A 20,967-nucleotide genomic window follows, 5' to 3' on the forward strand; every position below is an offset into this window, starting at 1 on the left:
ACCGTGTCGTTCAGCGACGTCACCATCGTCATGACCAGCAACACGGGGACCGACCTCTTCGGCCGCGAGGAGATGGGTTACTCGAAGAACGACGGCGCGCGGCCGGTGACGAAGAAGGCGCTGATGCGCGAGCTGAAGCGCTTCTTCCCCCCGGAGTTCCTGAATCGGATCGACGAGATCGTCTACTTCGACTCCCTGGGCGCCGAGCAGATGGCCCGCATCGCACGGCTCCAGCTGAAGGACCTCGCCGCAGGCCTCGAGCGCGAGGGGCGCCGCCTCGTCGTGACCGACGCCGCCGCGGCGGTGCTCGCGCGCGAGGGGTTCCATCCCGAGTTCGGGGCGCGCCACCTGACGCGGGCGCTGCGGCGGCTGATCCTGGAGCCTCTCGCGGGGCTCTCCCTCACCGCGGATTTCCGATCCGCGACCCGGATCGTCGCCGACGCCGACGGGACGCGGATCCGGCTCGAGCTGGGATTCGATCCGGCTTCGGCCGGCGAGACCGTCGTCGAGGAGACCGATCTCGACGCGCGCGAGGACGGTGCGGAGAGCTGATTGACGGGCCGTGGTCACGCCTCGAGGAAGGGATCGTCGACGGCGGCGAGCGCCGCGGCCGGGATCGAGATCTTCCTCGCGGAGCAGCGCGCCCTCGTCGACGCGCGCCTCCCGGACCTCCTCCCGCCGAAGGCGGCCGCCGCCGATCGCGTGCACGACGCGATGGCGTACGCCCTGCTGGCCCCGGGGAAGCGGATCCGCCCCATCCTCTCGCTGGCCGTGGCCTCGCTCCTCGGCGGCGACCCCGAGCGCGTTCTCCCGGCGGCCTGCTCGGTCGAGATGGTGCACGCGGCGTCGCTGGTCCTCGACGATCTCCCCAGCATGGACGGCGCGTCGCTGAGGCGCGGCCGCCCCGCGACCCACGTCGCGTTCGGTGAGGCCACCGCGATCCTGGCGGCGGTCGCCCTCCTCAACCACGCCTACGGCGTCGTCGCGGGGTGGGCCGGGCACGAGACGGCCGGCCCCCGCGTGAGAGCCGCCCTCGCGCGCCGGTTCAGCGAGGCGATCGGGACGTCGGGGGTCATCGGCGGGCAGCAGGCCGATCTCTCGGCGGACGGCCGCGCCCTCACGCTGCACGAGCTGGAGTTCGTCCACAGCCACAAGACGGGAAGCCTCTTCATCGCGTCCGCGGAGGCCGCGGCGCTCGTCGTCTCGGCGTCCGCGGGCGACCTCGAGGCGCTACGCCACTACGCGAAGAACCTGGGGCTGGCCTTCCAGATCACCGACGACGTCCTCGACGCGGAGGGGACGGCCCTCCGCACGGGAAAGGACGTGAGGCGCGACGGGAACCGCACCACCTTCGTGACCCTCTGCGGCGTCGATGGCGCGCGGCAGCTCGGGTGCGAGCTGGTCGACGCGGCGATCGCGCACCTCGATCGGTTCGGGCGGCGCTCCCAGACGCTTCGCGATCTCGCGCTGTTCGTCGCGCGACGCGACCGTTGAGCGTGAAGCGGTCTCTCGACGACGTCCGGGAAGAGCTCCGCGCCCTCGGCTACCTGAAGGACCCCATCGCCGGATTCGTCGCCCCGCACTCGCGCGGGAGCGCGACGTTCCTGAGGGCGAGCCTCCTCACAAGCCTTCGCTCGGGAGTGCTGGCCGGACTGATCCTCGCCGGCCCGCTCGCCCTCGCCCTGGCGAGGCTGAGCCGCCCGCACGTGCTGGGGGGGCGCGACATCGCGATCCTCGCGGCGTACCTCTTCCCGATCCTCGTCCTCGCCGTGGCGTCGGTGAACGGCCTCGGCGATCTGCTCATCGGATGGCTCACGAGGCGGGGACGGCGCGTGGGAAGAGGCGAGCGCCTGGCCGCGCGCCTGGGGGGGATCCTCGGGGGCGCGGTCAGCCTCTACCTCGCGCTCGTCTGGCGCCACGGCGCGCGCGGCGGGTTCGACCTCGCGGTCCTCGGCCAGATGATCTTCGTCGCCGGCGCCGGCTGGATCGTCGGCTGGAGCGTGCGCGGGGGGGCCCTCTTCGTCGTCGCCGTCGCGGGGGGGCGCATCGAGCCGGCCTCGGCGCGCGCCCGCGGCTCGATCCCGATCCTCCTCGCGGCCCTTCTCGGCACCGCCGGCATCGTCGTCGGGGCGGCGACCGCCCCGCGCCCGGAGCCTCCCCGACCCATGCCCCACATGGTCAGGGCCGGCCATCCGGGGCGCCTCTTCGTCATCGGCCTCGACGGTCTCGACGACGCGACGTTTCGCTCGCTCGTGGCGCGCGCGGAGGTCCCGACGCTGCGCGAGATGGTCGCCGGCGCCGCGAGCTGGACGCTGCGCGCCCCCGGGTCGTTTCCGCCTCCCGAGACGTGGACGACTCTTGCCACCGGGTTTCCCGGGGAGATCCACGGCGTTCGGTCGTTCGAGATCCGCCGGCTCCCGGGGATGAGATCCCCTCTCCTGGCGGGGAGCGAGGCGCCGGCGGTCGATGCCGGGATTGCCACCGCGCTGAAGCTCCTCGCGCTGGTGGATCGCGGCTCCGGGCCGGTGCCGCTCAGCTCGGGCATCCGGAGGTGTCCCGCCATCTGGGAGATCCTCGATGCCGCCGGCGCGCTCTCCGCGGTCGTCAACTGGTGGGGGACATGGCCGGCCGAGGAGGAGGGAGGGGTGACCGTCAGCGATCGCGCTCTGGGGGCGTGGCTCTCGAATGCGGGGCGCGGGGGGGGAATTGGACCGGAGGGCAATAAAGATGATGGGGTGGTCCACCCCCCCTCCCTCTCGAGACAGCTCGAATCGGAATTTTCAGAAGTCATGCGCCGTCTCGACGACGATCAGGTGAGTGCCGCGCGAGCCGCCGCCCTCACGTCCCCCCCTCCGTTCCTCCGCGACGCCTTCGTCGCCGATGGGTTCGCGCTGCGCGTCGCGCAGGAGATCGTCGTGGGGCGATCGGTCGCGTCGCTCTTCGTCTATCTTCCCGGACAGGACATTCTGCTCGGGGGGCTCCTCGCACCCTTCGGCGCTCCACGCGTCGGGGAGGGGGGTGACGCGGCCCGCCTCCAGCAGGCCCTGTCGATGTCCCCGGCGCAGGAGCTCCTTCTCCGCGAGACGGATCGAGGGGTCTCGGAGCTCCGCCGCGAGCTGCGGCCGGGAGATCTGATGGTTCTGCTCGTCGACCCTGGGCGGTTCTACCGCGAGGCCCGTGGCGCCGGCGCCACAGGTACGGTCCTGATATTCGGGAGCAACGTGACGCATGCCGGAGAAAGAGGGGAGCTCGGAGCCCTCGACGTCGCGCCCACTCTCCTGGCGCTGGCCGGCGTCCCCCTCTCTGCGGAGTTCCCGGGGTCGCCGGCGCCGGGGCTCCCCGGCGCCGTCGCCCTTCCGGGGAGGCCAGGCAGGGTCCCGACGTACGGCGATCGGGTCGCCCCACTCGGGCGATTCCCGGATTCCGAGGAGGCTCTGGAACGGCTCCGATCGTTGGGGTATATCCAGTGACGCGGGCGGAATCCTTCGCTCGCGGCCTCCCGAAAACCCGCCCACAGCCGAAAAAATCCCAAATTTCGCTTTGACTCACCCTGGGGATGGCCGTATATTCCACCCGCTTTTGCGGCCTAATTTGCGTGATACCACGAAGATGGGTCAAAACGGAGGCAGTCGGGCGGTCGCCGATCTTCTCCGACGAACGCTCTTTGAAGGGGGTCGACAGGCAGTAGTCACGGTCGCCAGCTCGAGCATGGAACCATCACTTCACCAGGGCGATCGGTTAACGATTGAAAACATCAGTTCTTCGAGGCTTCGGCGCGGAGACATAGTCGTCTACGAGAGTCCGCTCGCAGGCCTCGTGGTGCATCGCCTGATGTGGAAGGTTCCACCGGTGGGGATACCGAGGGTGGCCTTCACGAAGGGTGATGCGCTTTTGTATCTTGACCGGCCTTTTGCGGTCGACGAGATCGTGGGGAAGGTGGTCGCGGTGGAGACATCGAGGCCGCCGCAGTCGCCACGATCCATTCGCCGCGTGGGGCGCTGGCAAGGGTATCTGAAGTGGCTGGGGGCCGCGGCGACCTGGGGATGGCGTCGCGGGTGGTCGGAGATGGGCCTGAAAGCCTTGATCCGTCGGGGAAATCGGTGATAGAGTCGCCGAACTCGCTTCTGAGTGAGAGAAAAGGGCCGGGGGCGTCCGAGTCGAATGGGCTCGGTTTCCCCTCCCGTCGTCTCGTGTCGAGCGAGCCAGGGGGAGAGGGAAGTTCCCGCGACGTGCGCGACACCGCGTCCATTGCCGATTACCACCCGGAAACCGTCTACTTCGATCGGCGACTCGACGCGTTCGGCCCGGAGATCCTCGAGCTCGAAGTCGCCGGCATCCGCGCCCGCCTCGAAGGTCTCTCCTCCGAGCAGAAGGCACAGCTCGCGGCGCGCTACGGGGTCTTCGCGCGACGTGATGCAGCGCCCGCGCCCGACCTCGTCGTCAGCGTCAGGCGCGCGGATCGGGACGAGTTTCTGAAGCCGAGGGTCGGCGGGGTTTCCGAGACCTACCGGCTCCTGACAAGATTTGATGATGAAGATCTCCTGGCGTGGTCCTACGAGTGGGCCGCGCTCATCCGTTTCGGCGGGCACGTCGCGACGCTCGCGGCGGCGTCGAGCGAGCGGGCGATCTTCGACCGCTGCGTCGAGAACTTCCTGCGCGTGGCCTTCGCGCACCTCGCGCTGGCCAGGGGGGGCGTTCTCATCCACGCGGCGGGGATCGTGAGGAAGGGGAGAGCGTACGTTTTCTTCGGCCCCTCGGGCTCGGGGAAGACGACCACCACGCTGATGTCGGCAGGAGACCTGGTCCTCAGCGACGATCTGCTGATGATCGTCCGGGAGGGTGCCGGGTTTGCGGCGACGAGCGTCCCATTCCGGGGGCTCGTCACGCCGGGGGCCACGACGAACTCCCGGTATCCGCTGGCAGGGCTCTTTCGGCTGGTCCAGGACGATCGGGATTTTCTGGAGGATCTGGGTCGGCCGCAGGCGGTCGGGCAAATCGTCCAGAGCCTTCCGTTCGTGACGGATAGGGCTGAATCGGCGCCGCGGATTCTCGACGTGGTCAGCGAGATGGCTTTCGCGACGCCGGTGAAGAAGCTACATTTCCGGAAGGACCCGGGTTTCTGGAGGATCGTCGAGAATGTCGGAGGCTCCGCTGCGGAAGCACCCTGACGCGGCATCCAGGAACTACGATGGCGAGGCCTTCATCGTGGTCCCGGGAAAGGGCGAGTACAATATTCTCAACCCGATCGGCACCAGGGTGTGGGACCTGATAGACGGACAGAGGACGGTCGTCGAGATAGCGCGAGTGATCAGCGACGAGTACGCGGTGGAACAGGAGATCGCCGAGGCCGACGTGAGCTCTTTCGTCGACGATCTCCGGAAACATCAAATGCTCGCCTGACGCCGTTTGGCGGCCAGAGGAAAACGACAGATGCAGGCAAAGATGAGGAACGAGGGGGCGCCGGGAAGCGACGGCGGCGTCAGCCCGTACACCGACCTCGTGGCCCGCTCCTGGAACAACGCCATGCCGATGACGGCGTTGTGGGAGATCACCTACGCCTGCAACCACAAGTGCACCTTCTGCTACAACGCCCCCACGAAGGGCGCGCGCGAGCTGTCGACCCAGGAGATCAAGGACGGCCTCAAGAAGATCGCCGACCTCGGATGCATCTTCGTCGTCTTCAGCGGCGGCGAGCCCCTCACGCGCCCCGACTTCTTCGAGCTGGCGTGGGAGGCCAAGAGGCTCGGCTTCGCGATCCGCGTCTACACGAACGGCTACCTCGTGGACGAAATCGTCGCGAAGAGGTTCAAGGAGCTGATGCCGTTCGAGATCGAGATTTCGTTCCACGGATCGCGCCCCGAGTCGTTCGACCGGCTCACGGGAATCCCCGGATCGTTTCACCGCGTCGTCCAGGGGATCCGAAACCTGAGAGCCCACGATCTCAAGGTCAACATGAAGACCCCGATCACCAAGTGGAACCAGGAAGAGCTTCGCGGGATCAAGGCGCTGGGCGACGAGCTCGGATGCCACGTCGAGTTCGATCCGACGATCACCCCGCGGGACGACGGCGACACGAGCCCGCTGGCCCTGCAGCCCGACATGGACTTCCTCGACCGGCTCTGGTCGAGCGAGTTCGCCGACATCACCCACGAGGACGCGCCGGTTCCCCGCAACGACGAGAAGGTCACCGCCGTCTGCGGCACCGGGCGCTCGGCCATCGCGCTCGATCCGTACGGGAACTTCTACCCGTGCGTGCAGTGGCGCCGGAAGGCCGGCAACATCAAGGACGTCGACGATCTCCGCAGCTTCTGGCGCGTCTCCCCGGTCCTCAACGAAGTCCGGCGCATCGCGGAGGAGATCCCGCTGACCACGCTGAAAGACTTCGAGTTCGGGCGCTTCGCGTCCTTCTGCGCCGGCGTCGCCGAGGTGCAGACCGGAGATCCGAAAAACATCTATCCGCAACTGCGGGCGAACGCCGAAGTTCGCGCCGCGAACCACGCCAAGTTCATCACAATTCAGAGCCGTCAATCGGAGGGATCCAGATGAGTCCCGCAGGGGCTCTTCATTGGGGGGAACGCATGAAGAAGACTTATGAGAAGCCGGTCATCAAGCACACGGAAGTGATCGAGGCAAGGGCGGTCACATGTGCCAAGATGAACGACAGCGACTGCGGCGGAGCGCCCCTGACATCCTGATTCGGCCGCACGCGGGGTAGGAGGCCGGCTCCCTGGGCGGGGGGCCGGAGAAAAGGTTGGTCCCGCTCGAGAGGGAATCTCTCTCGGTCGTGGAGGCCAGCCGGCATTTCGGTCCTGGCGGGACCATCGTTGCAAGACTTTTGGAGGTGAGGCAAGCCCGATGAAGAAGACATACGAGAAGCCGGCCATTATTCATACGGAAACAATCGAGGCGCGGGCGATAAGGTGTGCCAAGCTGGACGACAACAGTTGCCCCGGCGGCCCGGTAACGAGCTGACGTCAGGGACCTGTCCGCGGCACGCACTCGCCAGCACGAATCCGAGCCCTTCGCCCTGCGGGGGGACGAGGCGCGACGAGGTAAGTTCCCAAGGTGTCGATGCGCCGCACTCTGGTTCTACTGGGGGTTCTCGCCCTCTTCGCTCTCGCAAGCGATCAGGCCTTAGTTGGGTCTGCCGGTGGCTCCCGATCCGGGAATCACTGGCAGACCCGGCTGAGGCTTTTCGCGTCTGACCCCACTCCGCGCCGGGAGCCCCGGCGTCACGGGGCGCTTGAAGTCCAGATTCCCTCCTTCGGCTACGTTGGTCGGGACGGAGACATCTTCCTCCCCACGCGCACCATCCGCATCGCCATCCCCGAGGGGTCGGGGGGCGTCCGCATCACCGGGACGCGCGGGCGCCCGGCTCCCATCCCCGGGCTGAAGCTCGACGCTCCGGCCCCCGCCTCCGATCGGATGGGGAGCCGCTCCCGGCCGCGCGCCACGACGCTGACCAAGCGGGAGGCCCGGCGCCAGGCCGCGAAGCTCGCGGATCCCGCGCCGGCGGACTTCGCCCCGCCGGCCGAGCCGATCCGCCTCGGGGACGTCGGATACTTCCGCGATCAGAGGTTCGTCGAGGTGATCTACACGCCGGTGGTCGCGCCGACCGGTGGAGGGGAGGCGCTCTTCTTCGGCAGGCTCGACGTCGACATCGTCGTCGAGGGGGTCGAGCCGGAGGCGATCGGGGACCTCCCGGCCCCGCCGGACCCCCTCTTCGAGGACCAGTACAGGCTGACCTTCGCGAACTACGACGAGAGCCGGTACTTCCGCGGACCCCGCTCGGGTCTGCCTCCGCAGGTCGCGCACCCGGCCCCCGGCGTACCGGCCGCCCCCTCGCGCCTGACGGCCGGCGCGGCGATCGACGGGTCCCTCGTCGCCGGCGCCGGCTCGCACATCGCGTCCGGCTTCCCGTCGTACAAGCTCACCGTGACGAAGGACGGCGTGTACAGGATGTCGGCCACGTACCTGACCGCCTCGGGGACCGGCGTCGCGCAGGGGCTCACCGGCGCCGATCCCCGGCAGTTCAAGATCATGAACCGGGGGGTCGAGATCCCGATCTTCGTGCAGGGTGAGGGGGACGGGAGCTTCGACACCGGGGATTTCGTCGAGTTCTTCGGCCAGCGCCTGGACGGCCCCGAGACGCTCCTGAACTTCAGCCTCGGCCAGTCGCCGGGGATCTACCAGTACGACGACTACGGCGACAAGAACGTCTACTGGCTCTCGGTCGACATGAGCGGGACGCGCCTCCGCATGGCCACGCAATCCGCCCCGCCCGACCTCGGCCTTCCGCTCGCGACCGACTTCGGCGAGACGATCCACACCGAGATCGACAACCTCTACCAGCCGACGGGCGGGGACGACCCGTTCCTCGAGGCGCCGCGTCTCAACAGCAACCCGGGCGCCGTCGTGGCCGACGCGAACACGTGCGTCTACACGAACCCGGGGATCCCGACCGGCACGAACTACCTCGACGGAAACGTCACCGACCCGAACAGCACGCACTACTGCCCCGCCTGCAAGGTCACGACGCCGGGGGTGAACACCGCCTCGCCGACGCCGGCGACGATCACCGTGCGGATGAGGGGGACGACGGAGGAGCCGGCGGTGGTCCCCGATCACCTCACGGTCGTCGAGCTCAACTCGACGGCCGCGCGATCGACGGCCCAGTGCTGGAACGGCCTGAGCTTCGTCGAGCAGCCCGTCACGCTCCCGCAGTCCTCGCTCGGCGGCTCGGTCGTCATGAAGATCGAGCAGCCGGGCCTCCAGGGGACGACCGCGAACGAGCAGCTCCTGGTCGACTTCACCGAGGTCGCGTACCGGCGCCTCTTCCAGGCGGTCTCCGACGGCCTGACGTTCGGCGTTCCCAACCAGGGGAACCGGATTGCCGTGTCGGGGATCTCGACGAACGTCGCCGCCAGCGTCGAGCTCCTCGAGATCGCGGGCACGGTCGCGCCTCCCGACGCGTTCGGCGGCCCTGCGATCGCGCTCCCCACGCGAGTCCTCGACGGTGCGTTCTCGGGGAGCGGGAGCAACCGCACGCTGACCTTCACGAGCGACCTCGACCCCAACGCGGGGGCGACGCGCACGTACTACCTCGCGGGACCGGCCGGCGGCTTGCTGCTCCCGGACACCGTCGTCCAGGACGTTCCCTCCACACTGCTCGACCCGACGAACCAGGCCGACGTCATCGTCCTCGGCGACCCGAACGTCATGGACCAGTCGGGGGGGAGCGCCTTCACCGCGTACTGGAACCACCGCGCGGCCGTCGACGGCTACGCGATCAAGGTCGTGAGCATCCTCGACGTCTACGACGAGTTCGGTTACGGCATCCAGCATCCCGAGGCGATCAAGAACTTCCTCGAGTACGCCTACCAGAACTGGAAGGGGCCGCTCCTCGATCCCAATCGCCCCCCTCCCGCGTTCCTGACGATCGTCGGCGACACGACGGCCGATCCGAAAAACAACCTCGCCCGCAGCGACTGGATCAACCACGTCCCCACCTACATCATGTTCCAGTACAGCGCGGTCCTGGGCTTCTACGCGTCGGACGCCTTCATCGCGGCTTTCCACGGGAACGATCAGATCCCCGACATCCATCTCGGGCGCGTCTCAGTCCGCACGGCGGCGGAGGCGACGACCGTCTTCCAGAAGCTCCTCGACTACGAGACGCTCACCCCTGCCGGGGGCTGGCAGGGGCGCGGCGTCTTCATCGCCGACGAGGGGAAGGTCCCGGGAGAGTCGAGCGAGTTCCAGCGCATCACCGACGAGGTCGCGGACGGCTTCTGGAACCCGAAGCCCCCATTCTCCGCGACGAAGCTCTACTTCGACACGGCGAAGTACGATTTCGGGAACAGCCACAACGGGACGTTCGACACGCTCTTCCTGAACGACATCATCGCCGCCCAGAACGCCGGGGACTCGCTCCTCACGTACACCGGTCACGGCGCCTTCTCGATCTGGGGGGTTGACGGTTGGCTCTTCACGAGCGACGTCGCGAGCTTCGCCCAGAACAACACCTACTCGTTCATGATCAACGAGAACTGCCTGTCGGGCGGCTTCCACGCCCTCGGGCAGGAGGCGCTCAGCGAGACTTTCCTCAAGGCGCCGGGGAAGGGGGCGGCGGCCTTCTTCGCCCCCGCGGGCCTCTCGTTCTCATTCATCGGCGAGGCGATCAACACCCAGGTCTACGGGGACATCTTCGGCGCGCACAAGATGCGGCAGTTCGGCCCCCTCATCACGAACGTCCGCCTCCTCCTCGGCTCGCTCGGCTCCGTCCTCGACGAGCAGTCGTACATGCTCGTCGGCGATCCGACGAGCCACTTCGCCGTGCCGGCCCCGCGGCCGCCGACGGCGCTCGCGGCCGTCTCCGCGAACGCGCTGGTCACGCTCTCGTGGACCCCGAGCGCCGATCCGAACACGAAGACGCTGGTCTATCGCGCGACGAGCCCGTCCGGGCCGTTCGCGACCGTGACCCCCGCGGCGCTCACCGGATCCGGGTACACCGACCCGAACGTCGTCAACGCGCAGACCTATTACTACGAGGTCTCGGCGCTGGACGGCTCCGGGTACGAGGGGCGCCGGAGCAACTTCAACTCCGACTGCGTGACGGCGAACCTTCCGGCGAGCGGCCCCGACTGCGTCTGGGCGAGGCCTGCGAACCCGAACCCCCCCGCCACGCCCGCCGGCGCGTACGTCTACAGCGACGGGAGCGGCGTGAAGCTGGGCGTCGCCTGGCTCGCCAACTCCGAGAACGATCTCGCGAACTACGTCATCCGGTACGGGACGCAGCCAGGGGGGCCCTACAACCAGACCTTCATGGCCAACCCGACGGCGACGGGGGCCACGATCGGCGGGCTCACCAACGGGACGACGTACTACCTCAAGCTGACGGCGAAGAACACCTCCGGCCTCGAGTCGGCGCCGACCGCGGAGATGCCCGGCAAGCCGAGCGTCTTCTCCGGCGAGAACCCGCCCGAGATCATCGGCGATCTGCGCATCTTCGTCACGCCGTCCGATGGAAACTCGCTCACGCTGCAGTGGACGCCGCCCGCGGCGGACATTTACGGCAACCCGACGGCCATCGGCTCGTTCTCGATCTACCGCGGCCTCATCCCGACCTTCCCGCTCGATTCCTCGACGCGGGTCGCGACCATCTCGAACCCGAGCCTCGTCACGTACAACGACCCCGGGGCGAAGTCGGCGGCGCCGAACTACTACTACCTCGTGACGAGCACCGACAAGCGCGGCTTCACGAGCGGCGGCGGCAACGAGCTCCCGGCGGGGATCTCGGATCTGCTCGCGAGCCTGAACGGCGGCGGCACCAGCATCCACTTCTCGTGGAGCCCGATCACGATGAACGTGAAAGGGGGGGCGACCGGGGTCTCGAAGTACATGCTCTACGCGAGCGACACGCCCATCCCGCGATCGAGGGTCGACACGCTGTCGCCCTCCATCGACAACATCCAGACGAACAGCGCGGACGTGCCGGTCATCGTGACCCGGAAATACTACACTGTCATCGTGGTCGACCTGCGAGGCAACAAGAGTCCCCTTTGACGTCTCAGTCGTTCACGCTGGCAGGCGCAGACGACGACGCCGCCGGATCGCTCGACCTCCTCATCGAAAGGGCCCGCGACGGGGAGGAGTCCGCCTACGAGGAGATCCTCAGGCGCTTCGAGGGGAAGGCGATCGGCATCGCCCGCAACCTCGGCGCCTCCCGCCAGGACGCCGAGGACATCGCGCAGGAGAGCTTCCTCAGGCTCTTCCGGCACATCGCGTCGTACCGGGGCGGTCGCCGCTTCACCGCGTACTTCTACCGCATCGTCATCAACGTCGCGCGCGATCACATGCGGGCGGCACGCTCACCTGGCGCCTCCTCGTCCCTCGAGCCGGAGCTCGACGCGCTCCCGTCGGGGGCGATGCCGGCGATCGAGGATCTCGAGCTGAAGGAGCGGCTGCGCCTCGCGCTCCTCACGCTCGCCCCGCGCGAGCGCGAGGTGATCGTGCTCAAGGAGATCCACGGTCTCAGCACGTGGGAGGTGTCGAAGATCCTGCGGCTCGATCCGATCACGGTGAGGCGCCATGCGATGCGGGCGAGGGAGCGGCTGAGGAAGAAGCTGTAGCCGCCGCGGCCGGCTACAGATATCGCCGCACGAGGTCCGCGAACTCCGTCGACTTCCGGAGCTCCGCGAAGTAGGGATCCCGGAAGAGCGACTCGACGTCGCGCTCGAGCTTCAAGTAGGCGTCGAGGGACCTCATCGCCTCGGCGCGGCGGTGCGTCTCCTCGAAGCAGATCGCCTCGAGGTAGGCGGCCTTCGCGAAGTTCGGGTTCAGCTCGCGCGAATGGCCGAAGGCCTCGAGGGCCAGGGTCCACTTCTTCGCGTAGAAGAAGGCGAAGCCGTACATGTAATGGGCCTGCGACGATCGCGGGACCACGCTCACGAACTCGGCCATGAGCTTCTCGGCCTCGTCGTAGGACTGCTCCTTGAGGAGCATCCAGCCGAGGATGCGGTAGATCTCCTCGCTGTCGGGGTAGATCGAGAGGGCCTTCCGCAGCACCCGCTTCGCGTCGTCGCGCTTCCCCGCGGCGGCGTACGCCTGCGCCAGGTTCACGAGGCCGATCTTGTTCTCGGGGTCGGCCTTCACCGTCAGCGTGAGGAGCCTGATCGCCTCGTCGTACTTCTTCTCGCCGATCAGTGTGCGGCCGAAGCCGAGGGGCTCGATGAGGAGGACGACGTCCTTCGGATCGCGCGCGGGCCCCTTGCGCGCCTTCGACTGGCTGCCTGCGATGTAGCCGAGGCTGAGAAGGCGGTTGCGGAAGTCCTCGTCGAGGTCTGCGGTCTTGGTGTCCTTGCGCGCCGTTTCGTCGAGCCGTGCGGTCACGTCGCGGTACTCCGCCTGCGCGATCTGCGCCCGGCGCGGATCGCCGTCGTGGATGTTGTCCAGCTCGCGCGGGTCGTCCTCGAGGGAGTAGAGCTCCGGCGTCGGCAGATCGATGAACTTGAGGTTCGGCATCCTCACCCCCTTCACCTCGGCCCAGCCGTACGTCGCGCTCGGGTAGATCGTCTCGAGGTAGATCGTCCGGGCCGGGACGCGCCCGCTCCCGAGGACGGCCGGAAGGAGGCTGAACCCCTCGACGTTCGCCGGGATCTTCGCCCCGATCGCCTCGAGGGCGGTGGGCATGATGTCCATCGTCGAGGCGATGTCCGTGACGCGCGCGCCGTGCTTCCCGCCGGGGGCGCGCACGATCAGGGGGACGTGGGTCGTGACGTCGTAGATGAACGTGCCGTGAAACGACTCCTGGTGCTCGCCGAGGCTCTCGCCGTGATCCCCCGCCAGGATGATGATCGAGTCGTCGTAGTGGCCGAGGTCCTTCAGCCTCTGCACGAGGCGGGAGAGGGCGCGGTCGGCGTAGACCACCTCGCCGTCGTACGGCCGGCTGGCGTACGTGTGCTTGAAGGGCTCGGGAGGATCGTACGGGTGGTGCGGGTCGAAGAGGTGGAGCCACAGGAAGAACGGGCGATCGGACTCCGCCTCGAGCCACTTCACGGCCCGTGCGACGCTCTTGACCGCCTTCCTCTCGTCGTACCAGAGGCCGTGCCCCTCGGCGGTCCCTGCGATCCCCTCGTCGTAGTAGAGGTCAAAACCCTGGTTGAGGCCGAACCTCGCGGCAAGCACGAGGCAGCTCACGACCGCGCCGGTGCGCATGCCGCGATCGCGCGCGATCTCCGCCAGCGTCGTCTCGCCGTCGGCGAGGATCGACGTGCCGTTGAGGCGCAGCCCGTGCGAGATCGGGTAGCGCCCGGTCATGATCGTGGCGTGCGACGGCGCCGTCAGCGGCATCGGCGTGAAGGCCTTCTCGAAGAGGACGCCGTCCGCCGCGAGGCCGTCGATCGTGGGGGTCGCGATGCGCCGTCCGCCGTAGCAGCCGAGGCGGTCGGTGCGGAGCGTGTCGATCGTGATCAGCACGATGTTGCGCGCCGGCTGCGCGCCGTGCGCCCCGGCGCAGCTCGTCGCGCCGATCGCCGCGCCGATCCCGAACGCCATCGCGGCTCCAAGAGCGATCGCCGCGCCCCGGGAGACGCGCGTCATCGCGGCGCGGGGGTCGACTCGCTCGGCGACCTCGGTCCGGTCCGGCCGGCCGGCCCGCCCGGGCCCGCGGCGGCGACCGCCTTCCCCTCGGTGACCTGCGCGAAGCGCGGGTTCTTGCGGATCGGGTCGAGGTCGGTGTCGCGCGACATGTGCTGGAAATCGCGGAAGCCGTTCTTCACGGCGCGGTCGAGGTAGTCGATCGCGACGTCGGGGTTGGTCGAGGCGACGGCGCAGGCGGCGTCGTAGAGCCCCTCCTCGTTGAGGGGATCGAGCCTCACCGCCAGCTCGAAGAGCTTGCGCGCCTTCTCGGCGTCGGCGGCCGAGCGCGCGGCGACGAGCGCGGTGTGTCCCAGCTCGTGGTACGTCTCGCCGTCCGCGGGGGCGGCCGCCTGGGCGCGCTTGAAGCTGTCGTCCGCCTGCGGAAAGCGCCGCATCATCATGAGCATCGTCCCGGAGTCGAGGAGAGCCAGCTCGTTGGCGGGGTCGCGCTTGAGGGCATCCGAGAGGAGAAAGGCCGCCGCCTGCATCAGCCCGCGCTGGAGCGAGCGGTGCCCCTTCAGCGCCGCGTTTCCCGCGCCGACGTTTTCCCAAGGGAGCTTCGGCGCCCCGGGAGCGAGTGAGGTCGGCAGCCCCAGCTCCTTCACGACCTCCACCTGCGCGCCGGTGAGCGCTCTCGGCGCGGGCACCGCGCCGCCGAGGCGGACCGTCTCTGCGGCGAGGCGGGAGGCGTCGGCCGTGCGCGCCGGCGCGAGATCGCGCTCCTCGTTCGGATCGGCGGCGAGATCGTAGAGCTCCGTGTGCCCCGTCCCGGGGGCCTCGACGTACTTGAGCCCCCCCTCGCGGACGCCCCGGAGAGGCGCCCACCCGAAGAGAGTTCGCGGCAGCATCGTCTCGAAGTAAAGGGCGCGGCTCGCCGCGGGGCGCTCTCCCTTCCCGGCGTACCCGGCGAGAGACGTCCCCTGCATGCCGGCGCGATCGAGCCCCGCGAGATCGGCGATCGTCGGCGCGATGTCCACGAGGCTGACGGGATCGGCGGACTTGCCGACGGCGCCGCGCCCGCCGTTCGCGAACGAGGCGCGGAGGACCATGGGAACCCGAAGCGTCGTCTCCCGCAGCAGGATGCCGTGGTACTCCTCCCCCGATTCGCCGAGCGCCTCGCCGTGGTTCCCCGCGAGGACGATGATCGACGTGGCGTCGCGCCCGTGATCCTCGAGCCACTTCATCAGGCGCCCCAGCTCGTGATCGGCCGAGGCCACCTCGCCGCCGTACGGGTTGTCGGCGTACTTCTCCTTGTAAGGAGACGGCGGCTCGTAGAAGAAGTGCGGATCGAAGAGATGAACCCAGAGGAACGATCGCTTCCCCGGGGGGAGCGCGCCGAGCCACTCGATGGCGCGATCGACGATCTTCGCCGCGGGGATGCCGATGGCGGGGGAGGTCCGAAGGCGCGCGACCTCGCTGAAGGCATCCTGGTAGACGTCGAAGTCGCGCGCGAGGCCGTGCTTCGGATGGAGGGCCATCGCCGACGGGAAGGCCCCCGTCGCGTACCCGGCCTTCTTGAAGAGCGTCGCGAGCGTCGGGATCGCCTGAGGCAGCCGGTCGATCCCGTCGTCGTGCACCGTCGTCCCCTCGGGGTACATCCCCGTGAGGATCGCGGCGATGGCGGGGAGCGTCTGCGGCGCCGGCGAGATGGCCGTCGTGAAGGTGATCCCCTTCGCGGCGAGCGCGTCCATCGCCGGCGTCTCGACCTTTCCCCCCATGAAGCCGGGGGCGTCGGCGCGCAGCGAGTCGATCGTGACGAGGACGACGTCGGGGCGCGAGTCGGCGGGGGCGCCGCCGCAGGCGGCGAGCGAGCCCGCCGCGATCGCAAGCGCCGCGGCCGCGGCGAGAACTCGGTGTGATGTCATCGGCAGGGGATGGGAAACGTCCTTGAGGGGGAAGGGAGGCGAACGTATAATCGCCGCCTTCGTCCACGAGGGGGGCATTATAAGGATGGTCACCTTGCGAGGCAACGAGACCTGTTCGCGCGGCGCGCGCGGTATCAAGATGATGGCGGTGGCCGCAATCGCCGCCGGCTCCCTGGCGGCGTCGATGGCCGGCGCCGTGACGGCGGCCCGGGCGGCCGACGCACCGAAGGCGCCCGCGGCGTCGCAGAAGCAGGCGATCGGAAGGCTGAAGGGGGCCTGGTGGATCGCGCGAGGCATCCGCGACAACCTCTGGAGCGACTTCGATCCGAACGGCATCCCCGTCCTCTACGTCGAGCGCCGCGCCGGGCAGACCTCCTTCGCGCTCCTCACAGGCATCGCGTCGCCCCCCGCCGACTTCACCCGGGTGATGGAGCCGACCGCAAATCAGCCCGCGATCTACCTCTCGTCGAAGGTGGTCCTCCCGGCCGGGGCCGGATCCCCATTCAGCTTCGCCGGAAAGAGCACCGCCCTCTACGTCGCGGGTGAGACGCTCGCCGACCCCGCCGACGGCGCCTCTCCGGCGGAGAAGGTGATCCCCCAGATCATCCACGAGATGGCCCACGTCTACGCCGCCTCGAAGGGGATGCCCGCCGACATGAACCCCGCGCCGGCGCCGGCCGCCACCCTCTCTCCCGAGCTGCTCGCTCTGACGGCGATCGAGAACCGCGCTCTCGCCGACTTCCTCTTCTCGGACGCCGGCAAGACGATGGTCCTCGAGGATCTCGCCCGCCAGTTCCTCGCGATCCGGCGCGCGCGCTGGGCGATGTTGGGGAAGTCGTCGGACTTCGAGAGGCGCGTCGAGCTCTTCGAGGCCCCCGCCTTCTTCGCCCAGTCGGCCGCGATGCGCCTGACGGCGCAGAAGGTCCTCGAGCCCCCTCCCATCCAGGACGTCGACCCGTCGTACCATTCCTTCCAGTACGGCCTTCTCTGGAGGCTCGAGCTCCTGGTCGGGCGCCTCGTCGACACCCCCGTCAACGCCGGGCACCTGGCCCTGAGAGTCCCCATCGCCGGCGCCGCGCAGGTGATGATGCTCGACCGCCTCGGGGTCGAGTGGAAGGAGAAGGTCTTCAAGGGGGAGGGGTCCCTCGCCGACCTCCTGGGGGCCCGCCTGACCATGGACCCCACCCAGCAGGAGGCGGCGCTGACCGCCGCGCGCGCCAGCTACGGCTACGACGCCGCCCTCGCCCTCGCGAAGGAATCTTTATTTCAGGGGCGTTGAACGATCTCCCCCGACCGGCCGGTATGAGCCTCCGTAACGTCATCTCTCTGGAGGCTCGAACGGCATGAGACACGGCGGTGCCGACAGGCGGCTCGAAGAGGCCTTCCGGGCTCTGGCGGCGGACGAAGCGGGTGAGAGCCTCTCGGCAGCCACCCGCTCCCGAATCCTGACTCAGGCCGGGCAGGCGTCCCCGAAGGCGGCGAGCTGGCTTCTCATCCCGGCCGGCATTTTGAAGAGGGCGCCGGCCTTCGCCACCGCGCTGGGCGCGGCGATCATCGTCGTCTTCGCGTACTTCACATCTTCCGTTCCCGTTCAATCCCTTTCGGCCCCCACCTCGATCGAGCGCCAGGCCGCCGCAGACCTCCGGGTCAGCCAGAGCGGCGACGGCATCGTCCTGGAGTGGTCCGACGGGACCAAAGACGCCTACGTCGTCAGGCAGGCGACGTCGGCAAAGTCGGTCTATTCGGCGCCCGGCGTCGAGGTGAAGGGGCATCGTTACGTCGATCGGTCCCCCTCGGACGCCGCAGTCACCTATTACCTGGTTGAATGAATTACCCGGTTGAATGACGAGCCATTCTGGTGGACCATCGTGGTCGAAACGTTGAGCTTTTGGCTTGACTGGAAGGGTTTTCGCGGTATCTTCCTCAAGCCGTTTCGCGAGTGTGGCATGGTGTACCCCGCCTGATGAAACCCTCTGGGGGGGCTGGGGAGTCCAGGCAAAACTTCGGTCGGAGGAGTAACCCATGAGAAAGACGTCACTGCGTCACGCACTTCTGATGGCGGCGGTCTTCGCGGGAACGGCGGCGCTCGTTGCCAGCCCGGCTCTCGCCCAGACTCCGCCGGGCCCCCCGGCTTGCGGCGGTGTGGCCTCCCTGATGAACCTCCAGTTGACGGCCGACGTCCCGGGCCCGAAGGGTGACAACATCGTCTCCATCCCCGCCGTCAGCCCCGTCAACAACAACCCCGGCAGCGCGACCACCAACGGATTCTTCGATCTGTGCCGCCGCTTCTCGCTCATCGGCACGACGTCGACGATCCAGCAGTTCAACGCGCAGGCCGGCACGGTCGCCACGTTCGACTGCTCGCAGGCCGCGGCCCCGACCTTCACCCCCGGACAGGCGGTCCTCATCCGCCCCACCCTGAGCAACGCGGGTAGAATCCCGGGTGTCGAGTGCACGCGTCCCTACATCGCGTACGTGGAGGGCCCCGGCGTTCTCGGTGACAACCTCCTGCCGGTTCCCGTCACCTACGCGGGAAGCAAGCTCTTCAACATCTGCCAGACCTTCGGTCTCACGACGGCCGCCTCGAGCGTCGCGCGCTTCCACGCCGACACCGGCACGGTCGATACCGTGACGTGCGACCAGTCCGCCGCAACCGCCGTCCTCGGCGTCGGTGAAGGCGTCCTGTTCCGTCCGGGCGTGACGACGCCGGGTGGTGGCGCGACTCCGCTGATCTTCTAAACGACTGACGATTCCAGGGCGCCGGAGAGGGGCCGGGGCCAGGAGGAAGTTGAAAATGGCGGACAAGAAGCTCGGAAGGACGGCGGCGATCGTCGCCTGCACCGTGCTGGCGCTCGTCGCGGCCAACATGACCGCGTCGGCGTCGAACATGGCCTTCAAGCTCAACAAGCAGATCTGCCAGCAAGGGACGGCCCCGGTCGGACAGAATCTCGTCGCCCTTCCGGACCACAGCCCCTACGAGGGAGCGGGCGGGCTCAACGCCCTCTGCACGGCCCTCGGCCTCAGCAGCACCGCGCAGATCACGCAGTGGAACGGGACGGGGAACGTTTTCATCCACGTCTGCACCCAGGCGCAGCAGTTCAACCTGCTCGCGGGCAAGGGGATGATGATCCAGGAGCCCACGGGAACGAAGAGCGGCGTCATCGTCGGCTCGGACATCCCGAACGGCCAGATCCGCATCGAGAATCTGGCGGTGGCACCGAACGGGACGAACGTCATCCCGATCAAGTACCATACGACGGCGGTCACGCCCCAGGACTTCTGCGTGGATTGCGGACTGAGCAACACGGCGACCGTCAGCCGATTCGACGCTTGCACGGGCAACGTCTTGACGCACACCTGCGGCACGGTTGCCCAGTGGAGCTTGGTCCTAGGGGAGGCGGTCCTGATTCTGGAGAATCAGGGTCCGAAGGTCTGCACGCCATCACATTTCTAAATCTCTCGGGAGCAGAGGAGGGTTTGGTATGAAGAGGGGCTTCAGGGCGCTGGCGGTGCTGGCCGCCGTCGCCGTCGTGTCAGCGGGACCCGCGAGCTTTGCGGCCTGCCTCGACTTCGGCGGCTTCGCAATCTTCCAGTGCGCGGATCGCGCATACTTCAACCCTGCACCCGCGGGCTCGGGAAGCGTGAGCGCGGTGTTCTGGCAGATCGGGTACGGGAACGGGAACACGAACGATGGTTCCGGCTCCTCCGGCACGGGCAACGGCACCGGCGCCATCTTCAACGGGAACGACAACGGCGTCTTCGGCATCAGCCTCGAGGATGCCCGCACGTCGATCGGCTCCAGCGTGCCGCCGGTGGGCGCCCTGTGCCTCCGCAACAACAACTGGGCGAACACGGGCGTCGACGGCTGCTGCGACAACGTCAAGGACCCCGCCCTCCCGCTCAGCAAGGACGGAATCCTCAACCCGCTCTACAACGTCAACTACGTCCGCAACTACGCCTACGACGCGAACTCCGTCGCGGCGGCGAGCAGGAACTGGGTGCAGGACTCCCCGATGGGGACGCTCCTCCGTGAGTCCACGGGGAGCTACTTCGCGGTGGCCGCGGTCACCACGATGATCCGCACCAGCCAGGGCGACGTCCGCCCCGGCTTCTACAACTTCAAGGATGTGACGAACGGCCTCACCAACCCCTTCAATGCCGCGGTGCACAACATCGTTCCCTGGCAGCCCGTCCCGGGCAAGAAGGGTACGGCGGATCCGCTCGGCCTCGTCCGCGACGTCTCGACTCCGACCGTCGTCGGCCCGCACACGCTGACCCTCGGTTGGAATGACGTCACGATGTACAGGGACAACCGGAACCTCCCCTCCACCAACACCGGCGTCCCGGGCGGCGGCATGGGCACGGGCGACTTCGGCGGCGATTTCATCCGCTACGTGGTCGAGACGCAGGCCATCGTCGACGCGAACAACCCGATCAGCTCTTTGAGCCCGACCGGCTGGACCGCGGCGGCGACGTACACGAACCCGACGAACTCGGCGTCCCAGCTCGTCAACGCCGACTCGTGCGTCCGTCTCCACACGTACTTCGGCCTTCCTCCGGGAACGTCCACCCAGACGGTCGCCAACTGCCGCCTGGGAATCTGCGGCGACCTCGGCTACGATGTCACCTCCCCGGCCTCCTGCGTCGGTGGACCGCTCGTCTCCGAGTCACCGATCGAGCTGAAGGCCATTCGTGAGCGCGCCGGCGCCGTCACCATCACGTGGAAGGCGTCCGCCGAGCTCTCGACGAAGTCGTATCGAATCGAAGCGGTGGGGAAGAAGGGGAACACCGTTCTCGGAACCGTCCCCGCGACTGGAACGGGCAGCGGGACGGCCTCGAGCTACAAGTTCTCCGCCAGCGTCACGCAGCTCAAGGGAACGCGCACGGTCATCGTCGTCGCGGAGCCCTCGGGCGCGAGTCAGAGTGTTCAGATCCAGTAGTCGAACGGAAGTCTGATCCATCG

At 68.4% G+C, this 20,967-nt stretch carries 16 protein-coding genes; 14 read left to right on the top strand and 2 right to left on the bottom strand.

Annotated elements, in window-relative coordinates:
• The 9 genes from HY049_01615 to HY049_01655 form a co-directional block, all read left to right on the top strand.
• A partial coding sequence (locus HY049_01615) for an ATP-dependent Clp protease ATP-binding subunit (GenBank protein ID MBI3447608.1) occupies positions 1–552 on the top strand: 552 nt, incomplete at its 5' end.
• Entirely contained in the window at positions 553–1,494 is a 942-nt protein-coding gene (locus HY049_01620) for a polyprenyl synthetase family protein (GenBank protein ID MBI3447609.1), read from the top strand.
• Positions 1,491–3,470 carry a hypothetical protein gene (locus tag HY049_01625; GenBank protein ID MBI3447610.1) on the top strand — a complete coding sequence of 660 codons (1,980 nt, stop codon included), beginning with the start codon at positions 1,491–1,493 and terminating at the stop codon, positions 3,468–3,470. The genes HY049_01620 and HY049_01625 overlap by 4 nt, the downstream gene beginning before the upstream one ends.
• A gap of 139 nt (positions 3,471–3,609) precedes the next feature.
• On the top strand, positions 3,610–4,104 hold the full coding sequence (locus HY049_01630; protein MBI3447611.1) for a signal peptidase I: 495 nt from the start codon (positions 3,610–3,612) through the stop codon (positions 4,102–4,104).
• A 125-nt stretch (positions 4,105–4,229) separates the two neighbouring features.
• Positions 4,230–5,168, top strand: a complete 939-nt coding sequence (locus tag HY049_01635; GenBank protein ID MBI3447612.1) for a hypothetical protein — start codon at positions 4,230–4,232, stop codon at positions 5,166–5,168.
• Positions 5,137–5,400, top strand: a complete 264-nt coding sequence (locus tag HY049_01640) for a PqqD family protein (protein ID MBI3447613.1) — start codon at positions 5,137–5,139, stop codon at positions 5,398–5,400. Before HY049_01635 ends, HY049_01640 begins: the two co-directional genes overlap by 32 nt.
• Positions 5,401–5,430: 30 nt before the next feature.
• Positions 5,431–6,546, top strand: a complete 1,116-nt coding sequence (locus tag HY049_01645) for a radical SAM protein (protein ID MBI3447614.1) — start codon at positions 5,431–5,433, stop codon at positions 6,544–6,546.
• A gap of 525 nt (positions 6,547–7,071) precedes the next feature.
• Positions 7,072–11,565, top strand: coding sequence for a hypothetical protein (locus HY049_01650; GenBank protein MBI3447615.1), 4,494 nt, complete (start codon positions 7,072–7,074; stop codon positions 11,563–11,565).
• A complete protein-coding gene (locus HY049_01655; GenBank protein ID MBI3447616.1) occupies positions 11,562–12,131 on the top strand; it encodes an RNA polymerase sigma factor in 570 nt (189 codons plus the stop codon). Before HY049_01650 ends, HY049_01655 begins: the two co-directional genes overlap by 4 nt.
• A 13-nt stretch (positions 12,132–12,144) precedes the next feature.
• Here the strand turns inward: HY049_01655 and HY049_01660 are convergent, their stop codons facing one another.
• Positions 12,145–14,055, bottom strand: coding sequence for a sulfatase-like hydrolase/transferase (locus HY049_01660; protein ID MBI3447617.1), 1,911 nt, complete (start codon positions 14,053–14,055; stop codon positions 12,145–12,147).
• Positions 14,056–14,096: 41 nt separating this feature from the next.
• Complete coding sequence (locus HY049_01665) at positions 14,097–16,004, bottom strand: sulfatase-like hydrolase/transferase (GenBank protein MBI3447618.1); 1,908 nt, start codon at positions 16,002–16,004, stop codon at positions 14,097–14,099.
• 94 nt (positions 16,005–16,098) lie between these two features.
• On the opposite strand from HY049_01665, the gene HY049_01670 reads away from it, so the two are divergent.
• From HY049_01670 to HY049_01690, 5 genes are all read left to right on the top strand, one after another.
• A complete protein-coding gene (locus HY049_01670) occupies positions 16,099–17,283 on the top strand; it encodes a hypothetical protein (GenBank protein ID MBI3447619.1) in 1,185 nt (394 codons plus the stop codon).
• A gap of 64 nt (positions 17,284–17,347) precedes the next feature.
• Positions 17,348–17,833: a hypothetical protein gene (locus HY049_01675; GenBank protein MBI3447620.1), complete on the top strand. Its 486-nt coding sequence runs from the start codon at positions 17,348–17,350 to the stop codon at positions 17,831–17,833.
• A gap of 193 nt (positions 17,834–18,026) precedes the next feature.
• Positions 18,027–18,743 carry a hypothetical protein gene (locus HY049_01680; GenBank protein MBI3447621.1) on the top strand — a complete coding sequence of 239 codons (717 nt, stop codon included), beginning with the start codon at positions 18,027–18,029 and terminating at the stop codon, positions 18,741–18,743.
• Positions 18,744–18,798: 55 nt separating this feature from the next.
• Positions 18,799–19,458: a hypothetical protein gene (locus HY049_01685; GenBank protein ID MBI3447622.1), complete on the top strand. Its 660-nt coding sequence runs from the start codon at positions 18,799–18,801 to the stop codon at positions 19,456–19,458.
• A 28-nt stretch (positions 19,459–19,486) separates the two neighbouring features.
• Positions 19,487–20,944, top strand: coding sequence for a hypothetical protein (locus HY049_01690; protein ID MBI3447623.1), 1,458 nt, complete (start codon positions 19,487–19,489; stop codon positions 20,942–20,944).
• Positions 20,945–20,967: the final 23 nt, after the last annotated feature.

This window comes from Acidobacteriota bacterium, assembly GCA_016195325.1.
In the GTDB taxonomy this organism is placed as follows: domain Bacteria; phylum Acidobacteriota; class Polarisedimenticolia; order JACPZX01; family JACPZX01; genus JACPZX01.

Bases quoted from the DNA above. Each gene is read 5' to 3' on its own strand.
- HY049_01660 (MBI3447617.1), bottom strand. From the start codon at position 14,055: ATGGCGTTCGGGATCGGCGCGGCGATCGGCGCGACGAGCTGCGCCGGG.
- HY049_01665 (MBI3447618.1), bottom strand. From the start codon at position 16,004: ATGACATCACACCGAGTTCTCGCCGCGGCCGCGGCGCTTGCGATCGCG.
- HY049_01645 (MBI3447614.1), top strand. From the start codon at position 5,431: ATGCAGGCAAAGATGAGGAACGAGGGGGCGCCGGGAAGCGACGGCGGC.
- HY049_01650 (MBI3447615.1), top strand. From the start codon at position 7,072: ATGCGCCGCACTCTGGTTCTACTGGGGGTTCTCGCCCTCTTCGCTCTC.
- HY049_01680 (MBI3447621.1), top strand. From the start codon at position 18,027: ATGAGAAAGACGTCACTGCGTCACGCACTTCTGATGGCGGCGGTCTTC.
- HY049_01630 (MBI3447611.1), top strand. From the start codon at position 3,610: ATGGGTCAAAACGGAGGCAGTCGGGCGGTCGCCGATCTTCTCCGACGA.
- HY049_01675 (MBI3447620.1), top strand. From the start codon at position 17,348: ATGAGACACGGCGGTGCCGACAGGCGGCTCGAAGAGGCCTTCCGGGCT.
- HY049_01640 (MBI3447613.1), top strand. From the start codon at position 5,137: ATGTCGGAGGCTCCGCTGCGGAAGCACCCTGACGCGGCATCCAGGAAC.
- HY049_01690 (MBI3447623.1), top strand. From the start codon at position 19,487: ATGAAGAGGGGCTTCAGGGCGCTGGCGGTGCTGGCCGCCGTCGCCGTC.
- HY049_01685 (MBI3447622.1), top strand. From the start codon at position 18,799: ATGGCGGACAAGAAGCTCGGAAGGACGGCGGCGATCGTCGCCTGCACC.